The sequence below is a fragment of the Cryobacterium zongtaii genome (assembly GCF_002909375.1).
GTDB classification, from domain to species: Bacteria; Actinomycetota; Actinomycetes; order Actinomycetales; family Microbacteriaceae; genus Cryobacterium; species Cryobacterium zongtaii.
The window spans coordinates 69,119-91,091 of record NZ_PPXD01000027.1 but is presented as its reverse complement, the minus strand read 5'-3'; the positions used below and the strand labels follow the sequence as shown (position 1 = coordinate 91,091).

Sequence of the window (21,973 nt, the reverse complement as noted above, 5' to 3'; positions counted from 1 at the left end):
CCGAGACGGCGGCTGCATCATCCCCGGCTGCACCTGCCCACCGCAATGGACCGAAGTCCACCATGTGACACCGTGGCAAAACGGCGGCCCGACCAACGTCTCGAACGGGGTGCTGCTGTGTTGGTATCACCACCACAACATCGACACCTCCGGGTGGCACATCCGCATGGTCCTGGGCATGCCCGAAGTCAAAGCCCCCCACTGGATCGACCCCACCGGAACCTGGCGAAAACCACCGCAGCACCGGGCCCACGACCCCAAATACCGCCGGCAAGACGAGTAGCCGCGGCATGAGGGCGCCCGAGTCCGGATTCTGGGTCGCCAGGCTTGACGGGCTCAACCGACGGTGATTTGTTGCTGGCCCTGCCATCGGGGCGGCCCGCGACGTACTATCGCCTTGGGCGTCAGCCGGCGCCCGGTTACGGCTACGGAGGTATGCAGTGGGCATCAATGACGACGACATCACCACATCCGGCGCGGATGCGAACGAAGGCACGGCCGATGGCGGCGCCAACCCGGCGGGCCACGACGGCGGTGCCGACGGAACCGCGGACGCCGGAGAGGGCACCGCGGACGGCGGCGCCAACCCGGCAGGCCACGACGGTGGCGCTGACGGCTCCGCCTCGAGCGAGGGCGTCGCAGACGGCGGCGCCAACCCCGAAGGTCACGACGGCGGCGCCGACGGAACCGCCTGATGACGAGCGAGGGGCGCGGGGCGAACGATCGTCCCGCGCTCGCGCGCTTGCTCGAGGTAACGCCGGATGAGTTCGCCACGGACTACTGGGACCGTCGGCCGCTCTTCACCCGCGCGGCCGCCCTGCGGGGCAGGTTCGATGACCTCTTCACCGCAGACGCCGTCGACGAGCTGGTCACCCACCGTGGTCTGCGCACCCCGTTTGTGCGCATGGCGCGGCAGGGCACCGTACTCGACCCCGGCCGGTACACCGCACCGGGCGGCCTGGGCGCTGAGATCGCCGACCAGGTCAGCGCCGACAAGGTGCTCGACGAGTTCACCGACGGAGCCACCCTGGTCCTCCAGGGGCTGCACCGCACCTGGCCGCCGCTGGCCGAATTCACCCGGCAGCTCACGAGAGACCTCGGGCACCCCGTCCAGGTGAACGCCTACGTCACCCCGGCCGCCGAGCGCGGCTTTGACCCGCACTACGACGTGCACGATGTGTTTGTTCTCCAGATTGCGGGGGAGAAGCGCTGGCGCATCCACCCTCCGGTGCACCCGCGCCCACTCCGCGACCAGCCGTGGACCGATCATCGCCGTGCGGTGGAGCTATGGGCCGAGGACGAGCCGGCCATCGACGAGGTCTTCAGGCCGAACGACGTGCTCTACCTGCCCAGAGGCTGGATCCACTCGGCGACGGCGCTGGGCGGCACCTCGATCCACCTGACCATCGGCGTCGCCGCCCTCACCCGCCACGATGTGCTGCGCGAGGCCGTCGCGCACGCTGCGGCCGCCGAGAGCCTGCGCGCCGCCCTTCCCCTGGGTGTCGACCTCACGGATGCGGCGACCGTCGGCGCCCTGTTGGCCGACACCGTCGACGACTTCAGCCGGTTCACGGGCGCGGATGCGGCCCCGGCCGAGGCGGTGTCCCGGCGACTGGCCGGGCGCCTTCGGGCGTCCACCCGGGCCGAGCCGATCGCCCCGCTGGCGACCACGGCGGCCGCCACCGCACTGCACGAGGCCACCACCGTGAGCCTGCGGCGGGGACTCGGCGCCCGGTTCCGGGAGGGCCCGAACCCCGGTGACGTCTCCCTCGTGCTGCCGGACAAGACCGTGACGCTCCCGGGGGAGGCCGCCGACGCCCTGACCCAGATCCTCACCGGGCACCCCGTGCAGGCCGGCGGCCTGGCCGGGCTGGATGCGGCGTCCTCCCTCGTGGTGGCCCGGCGCCTGGTGCGCGAGGGTGTCCTGGTGGTGCGATGAGCCTCCCCTCCGCCCCGGGCTGGCTGCCGTGCAGCGATCGGTCGCTGGAGCGCGGCGATCCGCTCCCGGGTACGGCCGGCTATGGCGAACGCTGGTTCCTCGTCGAGATCGACGGGGCCTGGGGCGCGCACGCGTTCCTGCAGTCGCCGCTGGACCCCGCACTCGCCCGGGCCCTGGTGACCCGCATCGAATCCGCGGGCATCCGCCCGCTCGCCATTCGTCGAACCGGCCGCACCGCGCACCAGCGCCGCGCCCAGACCGAATGGCGGTGGGCGGCCGTTGACGCCAGGGTCGGACACGAACGGGTTCACTGGGGGGTGGTGACCGATCCCGCCGATCTGTTGCAGGTGCCGTTGGACGGTGCGACCGGTGCGCCGTCGACCGAGCCGCTCATCTGCGTGTGCACCCATGCCCGGCACGACCAGTGCTGCGCCGTGAAGGGCCGGCCGGTGGTCACCGCCCTCGCCCAGGCCTATCCGGCCGCCACCTGGGAATGCTCGCACCTGGGCGGAGACAGGTTCGCGGCCACCCTGATCCTGTTCCCGCACGGGTTGTACTACGGCCGGGTGACCGGCGCCGAAGCCCCGGACCTCGTCGACGCCTACCTCGACGGCCGTATCGAACCGCGCTGGTTCCGGGGCCGCAGCTCGCTGCCCAATGTGGTGCAAGCGGCTGCCGCGTTCGCGCGGGCGAACCGGGGCGACGACCGCATCGACGCCTTCGACTACAGCTCCTGGACGGAATCAGGGGGAGTGCACACCGTGAGCTTCATCCACGGCGATGAACGGCTCGCGGTGAAGCTCGCCGAGAGCCTGTCGGCGCCGCTGCTCAGCACCTGTGCGGCCAGCACTGCCCGGCCGGTGCGGGAGTTCGAACTGCGCTCGATAACACCGGGCTGACACCCCCCAACTGGAGGTGAATACGGGACCAAGGTCCCGGTTTCGGGCCCCACTCGGAGGGTAGTGTTCCCAATAGAGGGCGAATCACCGGCACCGTGGCACTAGCTGGTACCTCGTGGTCCTGCTCTCATGGCCCGCACGGTGGGATAAACACCCAGTCAGCGGGAAAGCCTCGATCCTACAAGGAGAGCACACCATATGACCGTCACAGATGGCATCCGAAGCGACCAGCAGGGTCTTGCAGAAACCGGCGCCGCCGAATTCGTCAGCGGCCCGTGGCAGGACTCGATCAACCTGCGCGACTTCATCCAGCGCAACTACACGCCGTACCTCGGCGACGCGAGCTTCCTCGCCGGCGCCACCGAGCGCACCACCGGCATCTGGGCAAAACTGTCCGCGATGTTCCCGGTCGAGCGCGAAAAGGGTGTCTACGACATCGACGCGACGACCCCGTCGTCCATCACCGCGCACAAGCCCGGCTACATCGACGAGGCCAACGAGGTCATCGTCGGACTCCAGACGGATGCGCCGCTCAAGCGTGCGATCATGCCGTTCGGCGGCTGGCGCATGGTCGCCACCTCCCTCGAGACCTATGGCTACCCCGTGTCGCCCGAGCTCGAGACGATCTTCACCGACTACCGCAAGACCCACAACACCGCGGTCTTCGACGTCTACCCTCCCGGTGTGCGTCGTGCGCGCAGCAGCCACCTGATCACGGGACTCCCGGATGCCTACGGCCGCGGCCGCATCATCGGTGACTACCGCCGTGTCGCCCTCTACGGTGTCGACGCGCTGATCGCCGGCAAGAAGAACGACCGCGCCGAGCTGGACATGGAGCCCTCGACCGAGGACATCATCCGTGCCCGCGAGGAGAACTCGGAGCAGATCCGGGCCCTCAAGGAACTCGTGCAGATGGCAGCCAGCTACGGCTCCGACATCTCCAAGCCCGCCACCACCGCCAAGGAAGCCGTTCAGTGGCTGTACTTCGCGTACCTCGGTGCGGTCAAGGAGCAGAACGGTGCGGCAATGTCGTTCGGCCGCAACGCGGCCTTCCTCGACGCCTACATCGAGCGCGACCTCAAGGCCGGCACCCTGACCGAATCCGGCGCCCAGGAGCTCATCGACGACCTCGTCATCAAGCTGCGCATCGTCCGGTTCCTCCGCACCCCGGAGTACGACGACATCTTCGCCGGCGACCCCACCTGGGTCACCGAGTCGCTCGCCGGCATCGGTGAAGACGGTCGCCCGCTCGTCACCAAGACCGCGTTCCGCTTCCTGCAGACCCTGTACAACGTGGGCCCCGCACCCGAGCCGAACCTGACCGTGCTGTGGAGCGACAAGCTGCCCGAGGGCTTCAAGCGCTTCTGCGCCCAGGTCTCGATCGACACGTCGGCCATCCAGTACGAGTCCGACGACCTCATCCGCAACGAGATGGGTGACGACGCCGCGATCGCATGCTGCGTCTCGCCGATGCGTGTCGGCAAGCAGATGCAGTTCTTCGGAGCCCGCGTCAACGCTGTCAAGGCGCTGCTGTACTCGATCAACGGCGGCCGCGACGAGGTGTCCGGCAAGCAGATCGCACCGGCCACCGCAGCGAACACCGACGAGGTCCTCGACTACGACACCGTCTTCCCGGCCTACCTCGAGACCCTCGAATGGCTCGCCGAGACCTACGTCACCGCGCTGAACTGCATCCACTACATGCACGACAAGTACGCGTACGAGCGCCTCGAGATGGCCCTGCACGACCAGAAGATCATCCGCACCCTGGCCTGCGGCATCGCCGGCCTGAGCGTGGTCGCTGACTCGCTGTCCGCCATCAAGTACGCCACGGTCCGTCCGGTGCGCGACGAGACCGGTCTGGTTGTCGATTACACCGTCGAGGGCGAGTTCCCCGCCTTCGGTAACGACGACGACAGGGTCGACGCCATCGCGATCGATGTCATGGAACGCTTCATGACGATGATCCGCAAGCACCCGACCTACCGCGACGCCATCCACACCCAGTCGATCCTGACGATCACGTCCAACGTGGTCTACGGCAAGGCCACCGGCAACACGCCGGACGGCCGTCGCAAGGGTGAGCCGTTCGCACCGGGTGCAAACCCGATGAACGGCCGCGACACCCACGGCATGCTCGCGTCGGCACTCAGTGTCGCCAAGCTCCCGTACAGTGAAGCGCAGGACGGCATCTCGCTGACCAACACCGTCGTTCCCAGTGGCCTCGGTCACACCAAGGACGAGCAGGTCACCAGCCTGGTCGGACTGCTCGACGCGTTCACCTCGGCCAGCGGATACCACCTCAACGTCAACGTGCTCAACAAAGAGACTCTCGAAGACGCCATGGAGCACCCGGAAAACTACCCGCAGCTGACGATTCGCGTCTCCGGCTACGCGGTGAACTTCGTCCGGCTCACCCGCGAGCAGCAGATGGATGTCATCAGCCGCACGTTCCACTCGCACTAAGAGAACACCCTTACAGATGACCGGCAACGCTAGGTAGGACGAGACCATGACCGCAATCAACCTCGGCTTCCCTAGCGTTGCCTGTCCTGTAGTCGTCGAGCACGTCGACCTTTCGGTCGACGTGGCCGACGAGATCAGTGCCCTGAACGACGTCGACCGCAAGGCCGAACTGCACACCCTCGAAATGAAGGCAATCCGCGAGGGCACCGTCGCCAGCGTGCACTCCTGGGAGCTCGTGACGGCCGTTGACGGCCCCGGCACCCGCATGACCCTGTTCCTCTCCGGCTGCCTGCTGCGCTGCCAGTACTGCCACAACCCGGACACCTGGAAGATGCGCGACGGCCTGGTCACGCCCATCGACGACCTGGTCGCCCGCATGACCCGCTACCTGGGCGTCTTCAAGGCCACCAACGGTGGCCTCACCATCTCAGGCGGCGAACCGCTGATGCAGCCCGCTTTCGTCAAGCGGATGTTCAAGGAGGCGCACGCCCTGGGCGTTCACACCACCCTGGACACCTCCGGCTACCTCGGCAAGAGCGCCTCCGACGAACTTCTCGACAATGTCGACCTGGTTCTGCTCGACGTCAAGTCGGGCCTGCCGGACACCTACAAGAAGGTCACCGGCCGCGAACTCGCACCGACGATCGCCTTCGGCGACAGGCTCGCCGAGCGCAACATCCCGGTCTGGGTGCGCTTCGTGCTGGTGCCCGGGCTCACCGACGCCGTCGACAACGTCGAAGCCGTCGTCGACATCGTCGCGAGCTGGCCCAACGTTCAGCGCGTCGAGGTCCTGCCCTTCCACCAGATGGGCGAGGACAAGTGGGACCGGCTGAGCATCCCGTACCCGCTGCACGGCGTGCACCCGCCGGAGAACGACGTGCTCACCCGGGTGCGCGGCCAGTTCGAGGCACGGGGACTGACGGTCTTCTAGGAGTCGAGAAATCTGACACACCGACGAATATCGGCCTTACGCATATAAATGTGTAAGGCCTTTTTTCGTTCTGATCAGCACCTTAAGTGTTACGAATTTGAAGCCAGGGACTTTGTACCCTGACTGGGAAAACCGGATGCTGCCAGACTGTGAGCATCTTCAGAATCGCAACGAAAGGCAACATCGTGTCAACAGCAACCGTTCCGGCCACCACCCTGGGAGCCACCAAGGTCAAGGTCCTCAAGCTCATCGGCTGGGCCGGAATTCTCGGCGCCGTCGTCATGATCATCGGTGGAGGTGTGGTCTGGGGCGTTGTCAGCTCACAGCTCTCCGCCGAGAAGATCACCGTCTCCGAAGACGCCGCGTTCCTCGCCGGCGCCCCGGTCGTCGGACCGTTCTCCGCATTCGCCCAGGCCGACATCATCAACCACCACGCGCTGGACATGGCCGAGGGCAAGACCTACGCCGAACTCGACAAGGAAGACCCGCTGCGTGCGACGGTCATGAACGCGTCGTTCCTGCGCACCTCGCTCTTCACCTCAGTGGTGTCGTTCGGTGTCTCGGCCTTCGCCATCGGCATGGGCGTCCTGTCCGGCCTGTTCGGTTGGGCCATCCTGACCCTCGCTCCGGCCTGGCCCAAGAAGACCACGGCCACGGGCGTTCGCGCGTAGTCGTACCCGCTTCACGAACGACCCGGCAGCTTTCGCTGCCGGGTCGTTTCGGGTTTAAGGGGGTTGGCTCGCTCTGGAGCTCAGTACTCGGTCGCGCCCTCGGTATCTTCGCCCCAACTCACGATGCGCGCCGGCAACGGGTACTCGTGGGTGCCGCTGGCGGCCAACACCTCAACACTCACCACGCGGGGAGCCGTGGTGCCGGCCCGGCTCACAAACCAACCGCCGACGAGCACCACATCGCTCACCGTCGACGCGACAGCCACCCCGGTGACGGTGAACGGCCCGTAGGCCGGGTCGACGAAGAGCACCGAGATCAGGTCGCCGTGTGCCACGGCGGGTGCTGTGAGGTCCTGTTCGATGCCCGGCGCCTCATCCGCCGTCTCACCGTCGCTCGGCTCAAGGGCGCGCAGTGCCTGCAGGGACTTGTGCGGCTTGAGATTCTGCTCGATGGAGCGGCCGCCGACGGTGAGCGTCTTGACCGACGCGGAGATGAATGCGGTGCCGTCGATCGTGAAGGCGCCGTAGCGCTTGGTCAGGAACATGGCGGACACGCCGGTTCCGGATTCGAGGGCGGCGATCGCATCCGTGAGCACCTTGACGTTGCGCCTGCTGGGCACATTGGGCATTGCCGGTCCGGCCATCTTTCCTCCAGAGAACGTGACACGCAACTCTAACGCCGCCCGAAACCCGCGCCGTCCGTCCAGCGGCGCACTGCCCCTGTTCGAGGGGTTCGGCAAGCCCCTAGCGAAGCGATCCCGAGCGGCATTGAGTGGATGACTACTGGCGCGATTGGGCGTGCCTGGTGTGTGGAGGGGCGGACGGCGGAACCATGGTGAGCACAGAATGGTGAGCAACGGCACAAACGGGATGAACGGAACCGGAGTCACCCCACCGCGATCCTTCGGAGGTGTGGTCGGCGGCCTGATCGGTCTGGCCGCGACGAGCGCCATTGCCGGGCTGTTGGTCACTGTGAGCCTGACACCGGTCGTTGCGCTCACCGGCGTGGCGGCGACCAGCACGATCAACGTCTTCGAGACCCTGCCGAACTACCTCGAGATCGAGCCGCTCGCCCAACGCAGCAACATCTATGCCACCGGCCCGGACGGAACGCCGATCCTGCTCGCGACCCTGTACGACCAAAACCGGGTCGAGGTCGGTTGGGACGACATCGGCCAGAACGTGAAGGACGCCGCGATCGCCGGGGAAGACCCGCGCTTCTACGACCACGGCGGCGTCGACCTGCAGGGAACCATGCGCGGCGCGTTGACGACGGCGTTCCGGGGAAGCGTGCAGGGCGGATCGTCGATCACCCAGCAGTACGTCAAGAACGTGCTCGTGCAGAAGTGCGAGATGCTCCCCACCGAGGAGGAGATCTCGGACTGCTACGCGGCGGCCACGGTGACGACGGCATCGCGCAAGCTCAAGGAGATGCGACTGGCGATCGGCGTGGAAAAGAAATACGCAAAAAACGACATCCTGCGCCAGTACCTCAATATCGCCGGCTTCGGCGGCCGCGTGTACGGCATCGAGGCCGCGGCCGCCTATTACTACGGGAGCACGGCGGCCGATCTCACGGTGGCGCAGGCGGCCAGCCTCGTGGCCATCGTCAACAATCCCGGCAAGTTCAGGCTCGACCGGCCGGCGAGCGAGACCAATGGCGTGGCCAATGGCTACCTGGACAACCGGCAGCGCCGCGACTACATCCTCGGGGAGATGCTCAGATACGGCAAGATCACCCAGGTCGAGTTCGATGAGGCCATGGCGGCCCCCATCGAACCGACCATCCACGAGCCCAGCACCGGATGCCAGACCGCCGGGGCAAACGCGTACTTCTGCGACTACGTGATCCATGTCCTGGCGAACGACCCGGTCTTCGGCGACGACGAGGATGCGCGGATCAAGAACATCCGCCGGGGCGGCTTCGACGTGTACACCACCCTCGACCTCGACCTTCAGAACGCCGCAGTCGCGACGATGAACGAGAACGTGCCGAAGACCCGCGCCGGCTGGGACGTGGGCGGTGTCATCTCGAGCGTCGAGGTCGGCACCGGCCGAGTGCTCGCCATGACGCAGAACAAGGACTACAGCCAGGACCCCGAGGTGCAGGCCACCGGGAGCAACTGGAGCAGCGTGAACTACAACACCGACTTCGTCGCCGGGGGATCCCGCGGGTTCCAGCCCGGCTCCACCTACAAGGTCTTCACCCTCGCGGACTGGCTGAACACCGGCCATTCCCTGGACGAGCGCGTCGACTCCGCCCCCAGATCACAATGGGGAACCTTCAACGACAGCTGTTTCGGCCCACAGAACTACGATTCGGAGGGCTGGAGCCCCAAGAACGACGCCAACGAATCCGGTCGCAACTACAGCGCGCTGGAGGCCACCATCGGGTCGATCAACACGGGGTTCATCGCCATGGCCAAGCGGCTCGACCTCTGCGGGATCCGGAAGATGGCCGAGGCCTTCGGAGTGCACCGCGCCGACGGCGAACCGCTGAGCCAGAGCGCGGCATCCGTGATCGGCACGAACGAGATCGCCCCGTTGAGCATGGCCGTCGCCTTCGCCGGCATCGCCAACAACGGGACAACCTGCAGCTCGATCGTGATCGACCGGATGATCGGCGCCGACGGCACCGAGGTGCCCATCCCCGTCTCGCGGTGCGAGGACTCAGTGCTGCCGGAAACCCAACGTCAGATTGTGGCCGCTCTCAGTCAGGTGATGTCGAGGGGAACCGCCGTGCAGTCGAACACCGGCACGGTGCCCTGGGTGCCGATGTTCGGCAAAACCGGAACCACCGACAACGCCAAGGACACCTGGATGAGCGGAGCGAGCAGCAAGGTGGCCACCGTCGTCGGCGTCGTCACCGTCACGGGGAACGCCAATCAACGCGCAATCAACTTCGAAAGCGGGCCCGCCGCCACCGCGCGGCACCGGATGTGGCCGGCCGTGATGTCGGTGGCGAACGCGAAGTACGGTGGCGATCCGTTCCCCGGGGTGTTCGTCACTCCACCGGCGGTCGCGGAGGAGGAAGACGCGGATGTGGACGTCGACGAAGACGTCGATGCAGACCAGGATCTCGGGGGCGACGACACCGAGCAGAACGATCCGGCACCTGACGTTCCCGAGGGGACCGACTAGAGATCACGCGCTCTGCGTCGACCACAGGTCGAATTCAGTCGTACCGGAGCCGGCCGCCCGCCGCATCGGCGGCCGGGCCGCCGCGGCCGCCGTTGCCTCGGCGACGGACGGTTCGGCGTCCAGCGCCGCCGCCCTGGCCGCCTTGAGAGCCTTGGCCTGTGCCCTGGCCCGGTCCCTGGCCACCGTGACGAGGTCCCACATGCCCTCACCCGTCACCGAGACCCCGCGGGCACCCGAGCGCCGGGTGCGGCCACGCACCAGCATCAGTTCGGTCTGGAAGACGCCGCCGCCGATGCGTTCCTGGGCGTCGTGGAAGAACACCACGTTGGCCACCGGACCGGTGCCGTCGTCGAGGCTGACGAACACCACCCGGCGCCCGTCACGCATCGGCGGGGTGTTCGTGGCCCGGCGCACGCCGGCCAGGAGCACATCGGTGCCGCCGGGCAGGGTGGCCAGCTGGGCGGCCGGGGTGACGCCGAGTTCGGCGAACAGCGGGTAGTACTTGCGCATCCGGTGGCCGGCGACGGCCAGACCGGTGTCGAGCAGCTCGAGGTCGGACTGGGTGCGCCCGCGCAGCTGCAGCGAGGTGACGGTGTCGAAGCGCGCACCCTCGTAGTCGAGCACCGGCAACGGAACCTCGAAGGCGAGCTGGTCATCGGCGATGGTGATGGCCGTGCCCCGCAGCGACTGGATGTGCGCGAGCAGCTCGTGCCGGCGGGTGCGATCGTGATCGATGAAGCTGTCCAACGCGCCGACGCGGGCGAGGGCCTCGAAGGTACGCCGACGGGGGTGCACCCGGTCCCGAAAGTCCTGCAGCGACGTGAACGGCTGGTGCCGCACGATGCGGGCGCGCTCGGCGTCGCTCGATCCGGAGAGCTCCGGCAGCGGCATCCGGATGCCCTGGCCCTCACCGACGGACTCCACCCTGTAGTCGAGGGCGCTGTGCTGCACGTCGAGGCCCAGAACCGGCACGCCGAGCACCCGGGCTTCGGCCACGAGCAGGTCTTTGGGCCACATGCCCGGATCGTGCGTGAGCAGTCCGGCCAGGAACGCCGCCGGGTGGTGGGTCTTCAACCAGGCGGACTGGTAGGTGGGCAGGGCGAACGCCGCCCCGTGCGCCTTGGCGAAGCCGAAGCTGCCGAACCCGGCCAGCACGGTCCAGACCCTGTCGATGGTGCCGGCATCGAAGCCACGGCCGAGGGCGTTCTCGCGCACGTACGCCTCGATCACGCTCAGCTGCTCCGGCCGGCCCAAGTGCCGGCGCAGCACGTCGGCGTGACCGAGACCGCAGCCGGTGAGCTCGTCGAAGAGGCGCATCACCTGTTCGTGGAAGATGACGACGCCATTGGTCTCGCGCAGGATCGGTTCGAATCGCGGATGGATGTAGTCGGGCGCGACCTCACCGTGCCGAGCCTCGAGGTAGCGCAGCGGTATGTTGTTCTTCATCGGCCCGGGGCGGAACAGCGAGATCTCCACGGTGAGGTCGTTGAACACCTCCGGCTGCAGCTTGCCCACCAGCTCCATCTGGCCGGGGGACTCGATCTGGAAGATGCCTAAGGTGCGGGTGGAGCGGATGAGCTCGAAAGTGGCCGGGTCATCCAACGGCACCCGGTCCAGGTCGATGTGTTCGCCGGTGAGCCGGTGGTGTTCCTCCACGGCGTGCGCCATGGCCGACTGCATGCGCACACCGAGGATGTCGAGCTTGATCAGGCCCATCGGGTCCATGTCGTGCTTGTCGAATTGGGACATCGGCAGGCCCATCCCCGAGGCCTGCACCGGGGTGCGATCCAGCAACGAGGCATCGGAGAGGATGACGCCGCAGGGGTGCACCGAGATGTGCCTGGGCAACCTGTCGAGCCTGGCGGTGAGGTCCACGAGCAGGTCGAGCTGCGAGGACTCCCGCACCTCGGCGGCCAGCTCCTCCAGTTCCGGCTTCTCGGCCAGGGCCGCACGAAAGTCGCGGGCGTTGAACCGCCACATCTGCTTGGCGATCGTGGCGACCTGGGCGTCCGGCATGCCCAGGGCGAGGCCCGCGTCCCGCACGGCGCCCCGACCCCGGTAGGCGTTGGTCATCGACATCAGCGAGACCCGGCTGGCGCCGAACGTCTCGAAGACCTTCCGATAGATGTCGTGTCGCCTGGCCGACTCCACATCGAGGTCGATGTCAGGCAGAGTCTGTCGTTCGGGGGAGAGGAAGCGTTCCCAGAGCAGGCCGTTGCCGATCGGTTCCACCGACGAGGTGTGCAGGGCGTAGTTGAGCACCGAACCGACCCCGGAGCCGCGGGCCTGGATGCGGATGCCCATGTCGCGCACGAGGTCGGCGACGGTGGCCACGGTGAGGAAATAGCTGGCGAAGCCGAGCGATTCAACCGTCGCCATCTCGTGGGCGAGCCTGTCGTGGGCCGCCGTGAGCCCGCGGCGCCCGGCGTCGGCGTAGCGCTCGTCGATGCCGTGACGGGCGCGGGCCCACAGCTCGGCGAGCGGGTCGCGGGTGACCCCGATCACGCTCGCCTCCGGCATCCGCGGCCGGCCGAGCCCGATGTCACCGACAGGGTCGAGCGCACAGCGTTCCGCGAGGTCGTGGGTGTCGCGCAGCAGCCGGGCCAGCGCTCCGTCGCTGTGCTGCCCGGCGTCGACCACCATGCGGGCCACCTGCCGCATGGCGGCCGCCGGCTTCAACCACGCTTGGCCGTTGACCTGCAGGGGACGGGCCTCGGTTTGGGTGTTCGGCGGCTGGGCCTGTGCTGGCTGGGCGAGCTGCGCGAGCGGCATGAGGTGCCTGGCCGCATCGGCGAGGTCGGCGGTCACCGCCTCCTCGGCGGTGCCATAGCGCACCGCGTTGCTGAGTACGGCGGGCAGCCGGGCGTACTCGGCGAGGGCGAGCATGCGCGTGGCCGGGGCGACGCTGCCCGGCATGCCCGGTTCGGTGAGATGGCAGACGACCTCGAGAGCGAGCGACTGGGGCGGCATGATCCGTTGCCACTCGGCGAGGGTCGCGCGGGCCAGCGGGTTGTCCCGGCGCTCAATCGCGTGGCCGACATCGGAGGCCGGGCCGAGCAGCACCGTCAACGAGTTCAGGCCGGCCAGCTCGGCGAGGCGGCTGCGCGGGATGCTCGGCGGGTGGCCGGGCACGCGCACCGTGGTCTCGTGGGCGCTGGAGACGGCCCGGCAGAGCGCCGCGTAGCCGCGGCCGGCACCGCCCTCACCAGCACTGCCGCCGTGCGCCAGCACCACCACCCGGCCGAGAGGTGCGAGGGTGTCGCCGTCGTGCACCTCGAGATCGGCGCCGAGCCCCGGGCGAATTCCGGCGGCCACACAGGCACGCACGTGCTTGACGGCCCCGTACAGTCCGTTCCGATCGGTGACAGCCAGGAAGGTCGCCCCGTCGGCGGCCGCCTGCCCGGCGAGGGCCTCCGGCAGGGTCACGCCATAGTGGGTCGAGTAGGCGCTGGCGACGTGCAGGTGCGGAAAACTCATCGCGGCGTCACCCCCAGTCGAGCGCGAGCACCCAGGTGCCGTCGGCGTCGTGGCGCAGGTCGTACCGGTGCTGGTCCTCGCCGCCCTTGGCGGCATCCAGCCGCCACAGTTCGGTGTCGATGCGGGTGGGCGTACCGCTGTGCTCCCACCATCGGGTGCGCGTGAAGACGGCCTGGGGTTGCCCGATGACAGTGTGTTCGAATCGGTCCCACACGAAGGCCCGGGGGTCGCCGTCGGCGGAAAGCTCGACCTGCACTGCTTTGTCTATGATCACGGCTGTGTCTTCGAACTGAGGGGCGTCGACAATCTGGGTCATGGGCCCACCTTCCGCTCTACTTCGAACAAATGTTCGATATTCGAAAGTGTACGTCACGCCTCCGACAGACGCCAGCGGATGGAGCGCGCGGTCGGTGGGTGGCGCGCGGGGGTAGCCCACGGACCGGCGCGGGGGCACTCTGGTGTTCCATGTCGACGAATCCGGAATTCACGCAGATCAATCCGCTCTTCGCCCGGCCCGGTGAAGATTCCCGCGCCCCCCGCCATACGTTGGCGGCCGGACCGATGGGGCCGGAAACGGCCTACCAGATCATTCACGACGAGATCATGCTCGACGGCAATTCCCGGCTCAACCTGGCGACCTTCGTGGGCACCTGGATGGACGACTACGCCCGCAGGCTCTACGCCGAGTCCTTCGACAAGAACATGATCGACAAGGACGAGTACCCGCAGACCGCGGCCATCGAGGACTACTGCTGGCACATCATCGCCGACCTCTGGCACGCGCCGGAACCGCGGGCGACCATCGGCACATCGACCATCGGGTCGTCCGAAGCCTGCATGCTCGGCGGACTGGCCTTCAAGCGTCGCTGGCAGCAGTCCCGTCGCGCGGCCGGGCTGCCCACCGACAAGCCCAATCTGGTGATGAGCAGCGCCGTGCAGGTCTGCTGGGAGAAGTTCTGCAACTACTGGGAGGTCGAGGCGCGCCTGGTGCCGGTGACCGACGAACATCCGTGCCTGGACGGGCACGACCTGGCCGCCTACGTCGACGAGAACACCATCGGTGTCGTGGCCATCATGGGCGTCACCTACACGGGGATCTACGAGCCGGTACAGGAGATTGCCGCTGCACTCGACGCCATCCAGGCCGCGACCGGGTTGGATGTTCCGATCCACGTCGACGCGGCGTCGGGCGGCATGGTCGCGCCGTTCCTGCAGCCCGAGCTGATTTGGGACTTCAAATTGGAGCGGGTGCATTCGATCAGCACCTCGGCGCACAAATACGGCCTGGTCTACCCGGGGCTGGGCTGGGTGGTCTGGCGCAGCCGCGACCTGATGCCAGAGGAGCTGGTCTTCAACGTGAGTTATCTCGGCGGAGACATGCCGACGCTGGCCCTGAACTTCTCCAGGCCCGGCGCCCAGGTGCTTCTGCAGTACTTCCTATTCCTCAGGCTCGGCTTCGAGGGCTATCGGCTCGTGCAGCAGACCTCGCAGAATGTCGCGCTGTTCCTGTCCAGCGCCATCGCGGAACACGGCGCCTTCACCCTCATCAGCGATGGATCCGACATCCCGGTGTTCGCCTGGAGTCTCAAGGCCGGGCACACCGACAAGTGGAACCTGTACCACCTGTCCGACCGCCTCCGGGCCAGGGGCTGGCTGGTGCCGGCGTATCCGATGCCGGACAACCTGTCCGACCAAACGGTGCAGCGGATCGTGGTGCGCAACGGACTCAGCCTTGATCTCGCCTCGCGGCTATTGACCGCGATCACCGAGGAGACCGCATACCTCGACAGGCTGGAGGGTGCGATGCCGGCGGAGAAACACCATCCGGGCTTCACCCACTGAGCGCCCGAACTGAGCGCCCGAACTGAGTGCCCGGTCTGAGTGCCCGGTCTGAGTGCTCGATTGGAATGACCGGCAATCCTCCCTATTCCGAGCCGGCCGAGCGTAGCATTTGCTTGGGGCGCATTGACATAGGCGCCCGCGTTAGAAGGTACTCATGACACTCAAAGTGGAGTCTCAAGAATCGGTGGAGGTTCGGCCGGCGGAGTCTCCAAAAGCAGAGTCGTTGACAACGGAGTCTTTGAAGACAGAGCCGCGGAAAGCGGAGTCGCTTCGAACGGAAACTCGGACATCGGAATCCCGGGAAACGGAGCCTCCCGCGACGCGGTCTCACGACATGAGGCCCCATACGATTGAGGACCAGGCCGCGGAGGTCGTCAAGGCCCCGAGCCCGGTTGCGCTGGTCACCGGAGCCGGCTCGGCGATGGGGCGGGCGGTCGTCCGGAAACTCCTGGAGAACGGCTATGCGGTCGCCGGCATCGACGCCAAACCCACCGACCTCGCCGGCGATCAGCACCTGGTGCTCGTCGGCGACATGAGCACCGAGCACGGTTCCAGGCTGGCGGTCTCGCAAGCCATCGACACCTTCGGCCGGCTCGACGCCGCCGTGTTGCTGGCTGATATCGGCGCGTCCAGCACTTTGCACATGCCCGGAACGGAGGCCGAGGGGGAGCGCCTCCTTGCCCGCAATCTGAACAGCATCGCCCTGGGCATTCAGGCCGCTGTCGAGGGACTCTCGATCGACGGGCACCGGAGCATCGTGGCGACGGCGTCCGTAGCGGGACTATTGGCCGATCCGGGCAATTGGGCCTACCACGCCTCGAAGGTCGCCATGATCGACCTCGTGCGCTCCACAGCCCTGACCTATGCGGCCAGGGGAATCCGGGTGAACAATGTGGCCTCCGGCCTGATGCGGGCGGACGAACCGAATGACACCCCGGCTACTCAGACCTTCGGCCGGGATTTCTCCCGCCGGATCCCACTCTTCAGGCTCGCCCAGCCATCGGAGATCGCGGCGGTGATAGCTTTTCTGATCTCCCCGGCAGCGTCCTATGTGACGGGCACCACCCTCGCCGTCGACGGCGGGCTGACGGCATCCGCCGGGCTCGTGTTCTGAAGCGAGAGCGGCCGACTAACCTGCGAATGCCCTGACCAAATACCCGCGGCCCAGGGAGAGAATGATCCACATGGCAGAATGTCGCTCCGGGGCAAACTCTTACGGGATCGGCACCGAAGTACCAGCGCGGAGTCCGCTCCGCCACGAGAGGCGGACGCATCCGCCGCGAGGGAGACACCGTGGGGACTCACACGACGCTGGACGAGATGCGCCAGGCCGACAGCATCCTGGCCGGCATCCGCTCTGCAGACGACCTGACCATCGCCGCCAGCCGGGACGGCGGTAACCGCGCCGTTCGCCTGCTCACCCAGGCCGCGCTCGACCCCACCGACCAGCTCACCGCCATAGCGGCCGTGCACTCGCTCGCCCAGGTGTTCGACGAGTCCGCCGACGACGTCCTGGTGTCGCTGCTCGAGCACGACTCGGCCTACCTGCGCGAACACGCCGCCTGGGCGTTCGGCACCAGGCTCCCGCGCTTCGATGCCATCGGAGGCCTGTTGCAGATGGTCGTCGCCGGCGGCTTTTCCGGCATGATCGCCCAGCGCACCCTCGAGCAGTGGGCGGCATCCGTCCCCGAACACGTGGCACTGGCCACCGAAGGCGCCATGCTCGGCATCGCCGACCCGGCCGCCCGCGCCCGCCTCGTCGAAACCCTGGGCCTGATCTCCGGGCGGATCCCGGAGCGGATGCTGCGACGCATCGCCGGGGACGCCGGCGAAGGCCTCGACCCCCGGGCGGCGGCCGTGGCCGCCCTCGGCGATCGACCGGCCACCGACGCCGCCATCAGCCTGGTGACGGTCCTCGCCCGCGGCGACGACGACCTGGCCGACGTGGCCAGGCTCGCCCTGCTCGACCTGACCGTGCCCGCCTACCCGCGTGCGCCGTGGAGCCGGGGCCAGACCGTGGCCCAGCTGTTCCTGCACGCTGACATCGACCGTGAGCTCAGCCAGGTGGGGTCCGGCGACAACGGCGGCATCGCCACCCTCCTGGTGCGGCTGGGCGACGCCCTCGTGGCCGGTGACGACGGCTCACCGGCCGTCGACAGGGTGCTCACCCTGTCACGTGGCGGACCCGCCGCCGCCCTGGCCTGCCTGCCGGAGGTCAGTTCCACCCTCTCCGGGCACGCCTTCGCCACGGTGCCGTTCCTAGGCGCCCCGATCTCCTCCGCCGACGCGTGGCCCCGCCGGGTGGCCGTGCAGCGCGGCATCCGCCGGATTCTGCGAGCCGCAGGCACCGTCGACGTCATGCACCTGCGGATGGCCGACGTCGGCACCCTCGCGGCATCGACCGTCGCCCGCGAGCTCGAGATCCCCATCGTCTTCACCGTCGCCCCAGACCCGCACAGCGTCATCAACGCCATGGACGCCTCCGGCGCCCTCACCCGGGCCAACTTCGGCACCGTCGACGAGGTCGAGCACTTCTGGTTCCGGGCCCGACTCGTTCAGCGGATCGCGGCCGATGCCGCGCACACCGTGCTCTTCCCCCGCCCCGAGCTGGAGCGGGACATGCGCGACCTCGTCGGTATCGACATCACCGCGCACCCCGAGCGGCACTCGGTCGTGGCGGAGGGCATCGACCTGACCGTGATCGAACGCTCCGCGCAGGCCGCGCTGCAGGCCGACCCCGCCGACTTCACCGACCTCGACGCCCTGCTGGAGACCCTGCCGGCGTCCCGACGCCACCTGCCGCTGGCGGTCACGGTGGGCCGGTTGCACAGGGTGAAGGGCATGGCCACGCTCGTGCACGCCTGGGCCGATGACGCCGCCCTGCGGGAACGGTGCAACCTGCTGATCGTCGGGGGAGACCTGCTCACCCCGTCGGTCGACGAACGCCGTCAGCTGGACCTGATCGGCACCGCGGTGCCGCTGGACGCCGCCGCCGAACACGGCCTGCTGCTGGCCGGCCACCGTGCCAACGACGCGGTCGCCCGCTGGCTGGCCGCCGCCCGGCATGGCCGGCCTGGCCTGGCCGCTCCGCGCGGCGTGTACGTCTGCGCAAGCATGAAGGAAGAATTCGGCATCGCCCTGCTCGAGGCCATGGCGAGCGGGCTCACGGTGGTGGCCCCCGACGCCGGCGGGCCGGCGACCTACGTCGAGGACGGCACCACGGGGTTCCTGGTGAACACGGCGGATGCCCGCAGCCTCGCCGGCGGGATCACTGCGGCTCTCGACCTGGCCTCCAGCCCGTTCGGCGACGAGTTCGCCCAACGCGCCGCCGACATGGTCTCGTCGACCTTCGCCATCCAGGCCATGGCCGGAACTCTCGGGGGCGTCTACACCTCCGTCGCCGAGGCCCAGGAAGCACTCAACTGGGCGTTGAGCGTCTCATGACCCTCCTGATCATCAGCCCGGACTACGCCTCCCACCTGTTCCCGCTCGCGACCCTCGGCAGCGCCTGGCAGGCCGCCGGCGAACGGGTCGTCGTGGCCAGCGGACCGGCCACGGCCGGCATCGTCGCCGACTTCGGCTTCGAACGGGTGAACCTGCAGCTCGGCCGCGGGTCCAACCCCGGCACCATCCGCGCCGAAGACCAGCCCACCGGCGAGGACGACGCCCTGCGCGGCTTTTTCGACGCCACCAGGGTCGGCCTCGTCGAAACGCTGAGGTTCCAGGCCGAGGCGCGCAGCACCGACCTGCTCTGGAACCCCGTGGTCGTGGCCCGCGAGGTGCAGCGCATCGTCGCCGATATCCGGCCGGACCAGGTGATCGTCGACCACCTCGCCTTCAGCGCCCGCCTGGCCCTGATCAGCGCCGGGGTGCGGCACGCGGATGTGGTTCTCGGGCATCCGTCGGCACTGCCCGTTGGCGACGAGGTCTACGGGTACCCGGGCGCCTGGCCCGCCGCGTTCACCCCTGACCCCCAGGAACTGGTGCAGCTGCGACTGCTCTGCGAGCGGGTACGGGACGACTTCACCCTGGCGTGGAACGATGCGCTGCTGCAGCTGGATCCGACCGCGCCGCCCAGCGGCGACGCCTTCACCGAGACCGGCGACGTGCTGCTGCTCAACTACCCGGCCGAGCTGCACCCGGTGGCGCGCACGGCGCTACTGCCCGAGCACGCCTTCCTCGGTTCGGCGGTGCGGAGCGAGGCCGACGACCCCCAGGTGACCCGCTGGCTGGCCGACGCCGACGAGCGTCCCCTCGTCTACGTGAGCTTCGGCAGCTTCCTGTCGGTGCGCGGCGATGTACTCGCCCGGGTGGCCGAGGCCCTGCGCGGCCTCGACGTGCGGGTGGCGATCGCGGTCGGGTCCACCGACGCCGCCGAGCTCGGGCCCATCCCGGAGTCCTGGCTGGTGCGATCGTTCCTGCCCCAGGTGACGGTACTCGGCCACGCGGCCCTGGCCGTGACCCATGGCGGCAACAACTCGGTCACCGAGGCCATGACGGCCGGGGTGCCTCTGCTGGTGCTGCCGTTCTCGACGGACCAGTTCGCCGGCGCCGCAGCACTCGACGAAGCCGGCTTCGGCATCTCCCTTGACCCCAACACGGCGGGTGCGGATGCGCTGCGGCAGGCCGCCGCGACGCTGCTCGGGTTGAGCGATGAACCGCGCCAACGGCTGCGGGCGCTCAGCGCGTCGCTCGCCGACGGCGCGGGGCCGCAGCGGGCCTACGCGGCACTGCAGGGGGAGTCCAGCGACGCCCGACCGGCGGCCTGACCCGCCGCACGGCGCGGCACGGCTCGGCTACGCGTCGATCGCGTAGACCAGCGACTCCTGCATCATGCCCAGCCAGTTGTAGACGTCGTTGACCACGTGCGCCTGTTCGTCGTCGAGCTGCGGAGTGCCGTGCGGGTCGATCTGCAGGCGGTCCGCCAGGACCAGACGCAGGTCCGTGAGGGTGCGGAGCCAGGACTGCACCTGCTGCTCGGTGAGCACGATCGGCACCGGCAGCGGGTCGTGCGCCGGGGCGTCCAGGGAGGCGTCCGCTGAGGCATCCGCCGGCTCGTCGTCGCCGAGGGCGGCGAGCACCGTGGTGGCGTTGGCGAGCTTGCCCTCGAGCAGCCCGTCGGCCGTGAAGCGGCGGAACTCCTCGGCGGCCTCCGGGTCGTTCGGGTAGGCGTCGGGCAGTAGTCGCCGGATCGCCGGTTGGGCGAGCATGGCCGCGTCGTCGGCGTCGACGGAGCCGAGCATCTGCAGCAGCTGGGACGTCACGTTGCGCAGCAGGTCGACCTCGATGGGTTCGAACATGGCCGAGACCGTGCCGGAGTCTTCACGGCGGAATTCCATCACGCTTCGGCGCTCATTCTTCGGCACGGTCCAGGGTGGCCCAGAGCCCGTAGCCGTGCATCGCCTCGACGTGCCGTTCCATCGACTCGCGGTCACCAGTGGCCACAATCGCGCGGCCGTTGTTGTGCACCTGCAGCATGAGGCGCTCGGCCTCTGCCGCGGTCACGCCGAAGTAGCTGCGGAACACGTAGGCCACATAGGACATCAGGTTCACCGGGTCGTCCCACACCACGGTCACCCAGGGGCGGTCGAGGGAGATCGCCTCTCGGACTCGGGTGGATTCATCGATCTGGGGCACCGGTTAAGCCTCACACGCCCGCGCCGATCCTGCCACCACCGGGGGAGAAGCGGCGCATGGCAAGATGGGGAGATCGTGAGACACCAGCACCCTGAGACACCCGCATGAGCCGCCGCCGACCCAATCCGTCCCTCTTCGCCCGTCGACGGGTCACCCGGGGCCAGAGCCCACGCCTCCTGCTGACCCTGCTCGTGATCGGCGGTATCGTCGCGGGCGTCAGCTACTTCTCCACCGACCTGGCCGACCGGCCCACGACCCAGGCGACGGTCCCACCCGGCGCCTCGTCGACCGCGCCGATACCTGTCCCGCCGTCCGGGCTCACCAGCGCAGAGGTGCTCGCGCTGGTCGCCGCGCTGCCCGACGCCGTCTACACCGACAACGGCAGCTATGCCGGCAACCGGGAAGAGCTGTTCGGCGATGCCTGGGCCTTCGATTTCGACCAGAACGGCTGCGACACCCGCAACGACATCCTCACCCGGGACCTCACCGGCACCGACATCGATCCGGCAACCTGCCGGGTGTACACGGGCATCCTCACCGACCCGTACACGGGCGAGACCATCGATTTTGTGCGCGGGCAGGACACCTCGGCCGACGTGCAGATCGACCACCTGCTGCCGCTGAAGGCCGTGTACGCCACCGGCGGAGAGGCCTGGCCGGCCGAGAAGCGGGAGGCGCTGGCCAACGACCCGGTCAACCTGCTGGCGGTGAAGGGCACCGAGAACTCCTCCAAGTCCGATTCGCTGCCGAGTGAATGGCTGCCCGGTTTCTACCCCGACGTGTCCGACCGGCACGACCTGGGCCAGCGCGTGGTCTGGGACGACCTGCCGGAGGACACCGGCCTGCAGTGCTGGTACATCGACAAACTGGTGCCGGTCTTCGTCGCCTACGACCTCGGGCTCACCCCGGAGGACCGCGCGGCGATGACGGCCGTGCTCAGCACCTGCGACGCCTGAGCCTGACAGCCGCG

At 68.4% G+C, this 21,973-nt stretch carries 18 protein-coding genes; 13 read left to right on the top strand and 5 right to left on the bottom strand.

Annotation, left to right across the window (positions count from 1 at the left end; all coding sequences use genetic code 11):
* The 7 genes from C3B61_RS18470 to C3B61_RS18440 all read left to right on the top strand — a co-directional run.
* The coding region (locus C3B61_RS18470; RefSeq protein WP_133160365.1) for an HNH endonuclease signature motif containing protein at positions 1–283 on the top strand (283 nt) is incomplete at its 5' end.
* A 157-nt stretch (positions 284–440) separates the two neighbouring features.
* Positions 441–695, top strand: a complete 255-nt coding sequence (locus C3B61_RS18465; protein WP_088455932.1) for a BatC protein — start codon at positions 441–443, stop codon at positions 693–695.
* On the top strand, positions 695–1,939 hold the full coding sequence (locus C3B61_RS18460; protein WP_103461939.1) for a cupin domain-containing protein: 1,245 nt from the start codon (positions 695–697) through the stop codon (positions 1,937–1,939). The genes C3B61_RS18465 and C3B61_RS18460 overlap by 1 nt, the downstream gene beginning before the upstream one ends.
* Positions 1,936–2,838, top strand: coding sequence for a sucrase ferredoxin (locus C3B61_RS18455; RefSeq protein WP_103461938.1), 903 nt, complete (start codon positions 1,936–1,938; stop codon positions 2,836–2,838). The genes C3B61_RS18460 and C3B61_RS18455 overlap by 4 nt, the downstream gene beginning before the upstream one ends.
* 198 nt (positions 2,839–3,036) lie before the next feature.
* Entirely contained in the window at positions 3,037–5,304 is a 2,268-nt protein-coding gene (pflB, locus tag C3B61_RS18450) for a formate C-acetyltransferase (RefSeq protein WP_088455935.1), read from the top strand.
* 46 nt (positions 5,305–5,350) lie between these two features.
* Positions 5,351–6,235 carry a pyruvate formate-lyase-activating protein gene (gene pflA, locus C3B61_RS18445; protein WP_088455936.1) on the top strand — a complete coding sequence of 295 codons (885 nt, stop codon included), beginning with the start codon at positions 5,351–5,353 and terminating at the stop codon, positions 6,233–6,235.
* A gap of 185 nt (positions 6,236–6,420) precedes the next feature.
* Positions 6,421–6,906 carry an aromatic ring-opening dioxygenase LigA gene (locus C3B61_RS18440; protein ID WP_088457954.1) on the top strand — a complete coding sequence of 162 codons (486 nt, stop codon included), beginning with the start codon at positions 6,421–6,423 and terminating at the stop codon, positions 6,904–6,906.
* A gap of 80 nt (positions 6,907–6,986) precedes the next feature.
* Here C3B61_RS18440 and C3B61_RS18435 read toward each other — a convergent pair whose 3' ends face one another.
* Positions 6,987–7,550: a hypothetical protein gene (locus tag C3B61_RS18435; RefSeq protein WP_133160364.1), complete on the bottom strand. Its 564-nt coding sequence runs from the start codon at positions 7,548–7,550 to the stop codon at positions 6,987–6,989.
* 226 nt (positions 7,551–7,776) lie between these two features.
* Here C3B61_RS18435 and C3B61_RS18430 point away from each other — a divergent pair, with 226 nt between their 5' ends.
* A complete protein-coding gene (locus C3B61_RS18430; protein WP_165791224.1) occupies positions 7,777–10,047 on the top strand; it encodes a transglycosylase domain-containing protein in 2,271 nt (756 codons plus the stop codon).
* Between the two features lie 3 nt (positions 10,048–10,050).
* Here the strand turns inward: C3B61_RS18430 and C3B61_RS18425 are convergent, their stop codons facing one another.
* On the bottom strand, positions 10,051–13,524 hold the full coding sequence (locus tag C3B61_RS18425) for a DNA polymerase III subunit alpha (protein WP_165791223.1): 3,474 nt from the start codon (positions 13,522–13,524) through the stop codon (positions 10,051–10,053).
* A gap of 7 nt (positions 13,525–13,531) precedes the next feature.
* Positions 13,532–13,840 (bottom strand): hypothetical protein, encoded by a 309-nt coding sequence (locus C3B61_RS18420; protein ID WP_088455940.1) that lies wholly within the window; start codon positions 13,838–13,840, stop codon positions 13,532–13,534.
* 149 nt (positions 13,841–13,989) lie between these two features.
* Here C3B61_RS18420 and gad point away from each other — a divergent pair, with 149 nt between their 5' ends.
* The 4 genes from gad to C3B61_RS18400 all read left to right on the top strand — a co-directional run bounded on the left by gad (position 13,990) and on the right by C3B61_RS18400 (position 20,135).
* Positions 13,990–15,366: a glutamate decarboxylase gene (gene gad, locus C3B61_RS18415; RefSeq protein ID WP_103461934.1), complete on the top strand. Its 1,377-nt coding sequence runs from the start codon at positions 13,990–13,992 to the stop codon at positions 15,364–15,366.
* A gap of 334 nt (positions 15,367–15,700) precedes the next feature.
* On the top strand, positions 15,701–16,480 hold the full coding sequence (locus tag C3B61_RS18410) for an SDR family NAD(P)-dependent oxidoreductase (RefSeq protein ID WP_165791222.1): 780 nt from the start codon (positions 15,701–15,703) through the stop codon (positions 16,478–16,480).
* A gap of 179 nt (positions 16,481–16,659) precedes the next feature.
* A complete protein-coding gene (locus tag C3B61_RS18405) occupies positions 16,660–18,810 on the top strand; it encodes a glycosyltransferase (RefSeq protein WP_103461932.1) in 2,151 nt (716 codons plus the stop codon).
* Positions 18,807–20,135, top strand: a complete 1,329-nt coding sequence (locus tag C3B61_RS18400; RefSeq protein WP_103461931.1) for a glycosyltransferase — start codon at positions 18,807–18,809, stop codon at positions 20,133–20,135. The genes C3B61_RS18405 and C3B61_RS18400 overlap by 4 nt, the downstream gene beginning before the upstream one ends.
* 27 nt (positions 20,136–20,162) lie before the next feature.
* Here the strand turns inward: C3B61_RS18400 and C3B61_RS18395 are convergent, their stop codons facing one another.
* Positions 20,163–20,705 (bottom strand): DUF2017 domain-containing protein, encoded by a 543-nt coding sequence (locus C3B61_RS18395; protein ID WP_103461930.1) that lies wholly within the window; start codon positions 20,703–20,705, stop codon positions 20,163–20,165.
* A 13-nt stretch (positions 20,706–20,718) separates the two neighbouring features.
* Positions 20,719–21,003, bottom strand: a complete 285-nt coding sequence (gene clpS / locus C3B61_RS18390; protein ID WP_088455946.1) for an ATP-dependent Clp protease adapter ClpS — start codon at positions 21,001–21,003, stop codon at positions 20,719–20,721.
* A 104-nt stretch (positions 21,004–21,107) separates the two neighbouring features.
* On the opposite strand from clpS, the gene C3B61_RS18385 reads away from it, so the two are divergent.
* Positions 21,108–21,959: an HNH endonuclease family protein gene (locus tag C3B61_RS18385; RefSeq protein ID WP_103461929.1), complete on the top strand. Its 852-nt coding sequence runs from the start codon at positions 21,108–21,110 to the stop codon at positions 21,957–21,959.
* Positions 21,960–21,973: the final 14 nt, after the last annotated feature.

Excerpts from the sequence above, each read along its gene's own strand:
- C3B61_RS18460 (WP_103461939.1), top strand. The coding sequence starts at position 695 with ATGACGAGCGAGGGGCGCGGGGCGAACGATCGTCCCGCGCTCGCGCGC.
- C3B61_RS18455 (WP_103461938.1), top strand. The coding sequence starts at position 1,936 with ATGAGCCTCCCCTCCGCCCCGGGCTGGCTGCCGTGCAGCGATCGGTCG.
- pflB (WP_088455935.1), top strand. The coding sequence starts at position 3,037 with ATGACCGTCACAGATGGCATCCGAAGCGACCAGCAGGGTCTTGCAGAA.
- pflA (WP_088455936.1), top strand. The coding sequence starts at position 5,351 with ATGACCGCAATCAACCTCGGCTTCCCTAGCGTTGCCTGTCCTGTAGTC.
- C3B61_RS18435 (WP_133160364.1), bottom strand. The coding sequence starts at position 7,550 with ATGGCCGGACCGGCAATGCCCAATGTGCCCAGCAGGCGCAACGTCAAG.
- C3B61_RS18430 (WP_165791224.1), top strand. The coding sequence starts at position 7,777 with ATGAACGGAACCGGAGTCACCCCACCGCGATCCTTCGGAGGTGTGGTC.
- C3B61_RS18425 (WP_165791223.1), bottom strand. The coding sequence starts at position 13,524 with ATGAGTTTTCCGCACCTGCACGTCGCCAGCGCCTACTCGACCCACTAT.
- C3B61_RS18420 (WP_088455940.1), bottom strand. The coding sequence starts at position 13,840 with ATGACCCAGATTGTCGACGCCCCTCAGTTCGAAGACACAGCCGTGATC.
- gad (WP_103461934.1), top strand. The coding sequence starts at position 13,990 with ATGTCGACGAATCCGGAATTCACGCAGATCAATCCGCTCTTCGCCCGG.
- C3B61_RS18410 (WP_165791222.1), top strand. The coding sequence starts at position 15,701 with ATGAGGCCCCATACGATTGAGGACCAGGCCGCGGAGGTCGTCAAGGCC.
- C3B61_RS18400 (WP_103461931.1), top strand. The coding sequence starts at position 18,807 with ATGACCCTCCTGATCATCAGCCCGGACTACGCCTCCCACCTGTTCCCG.
- C3B61_RS18395 (WP_103461930.1), bottom strand. The coding sequence starts at position 20,705 with ATGGAATTCCGCCGTGAAGACTCCGGCACGGTCTCGGCCATGTTCGAA.
- C3B61_RS18385 (WP_103461929.1), top strand. The coding sequence starts at position 21,108 with ATGAGCCGCCGCCGACCCAATCCGTCCCTCTTCGCCCGTCGACGGGTC.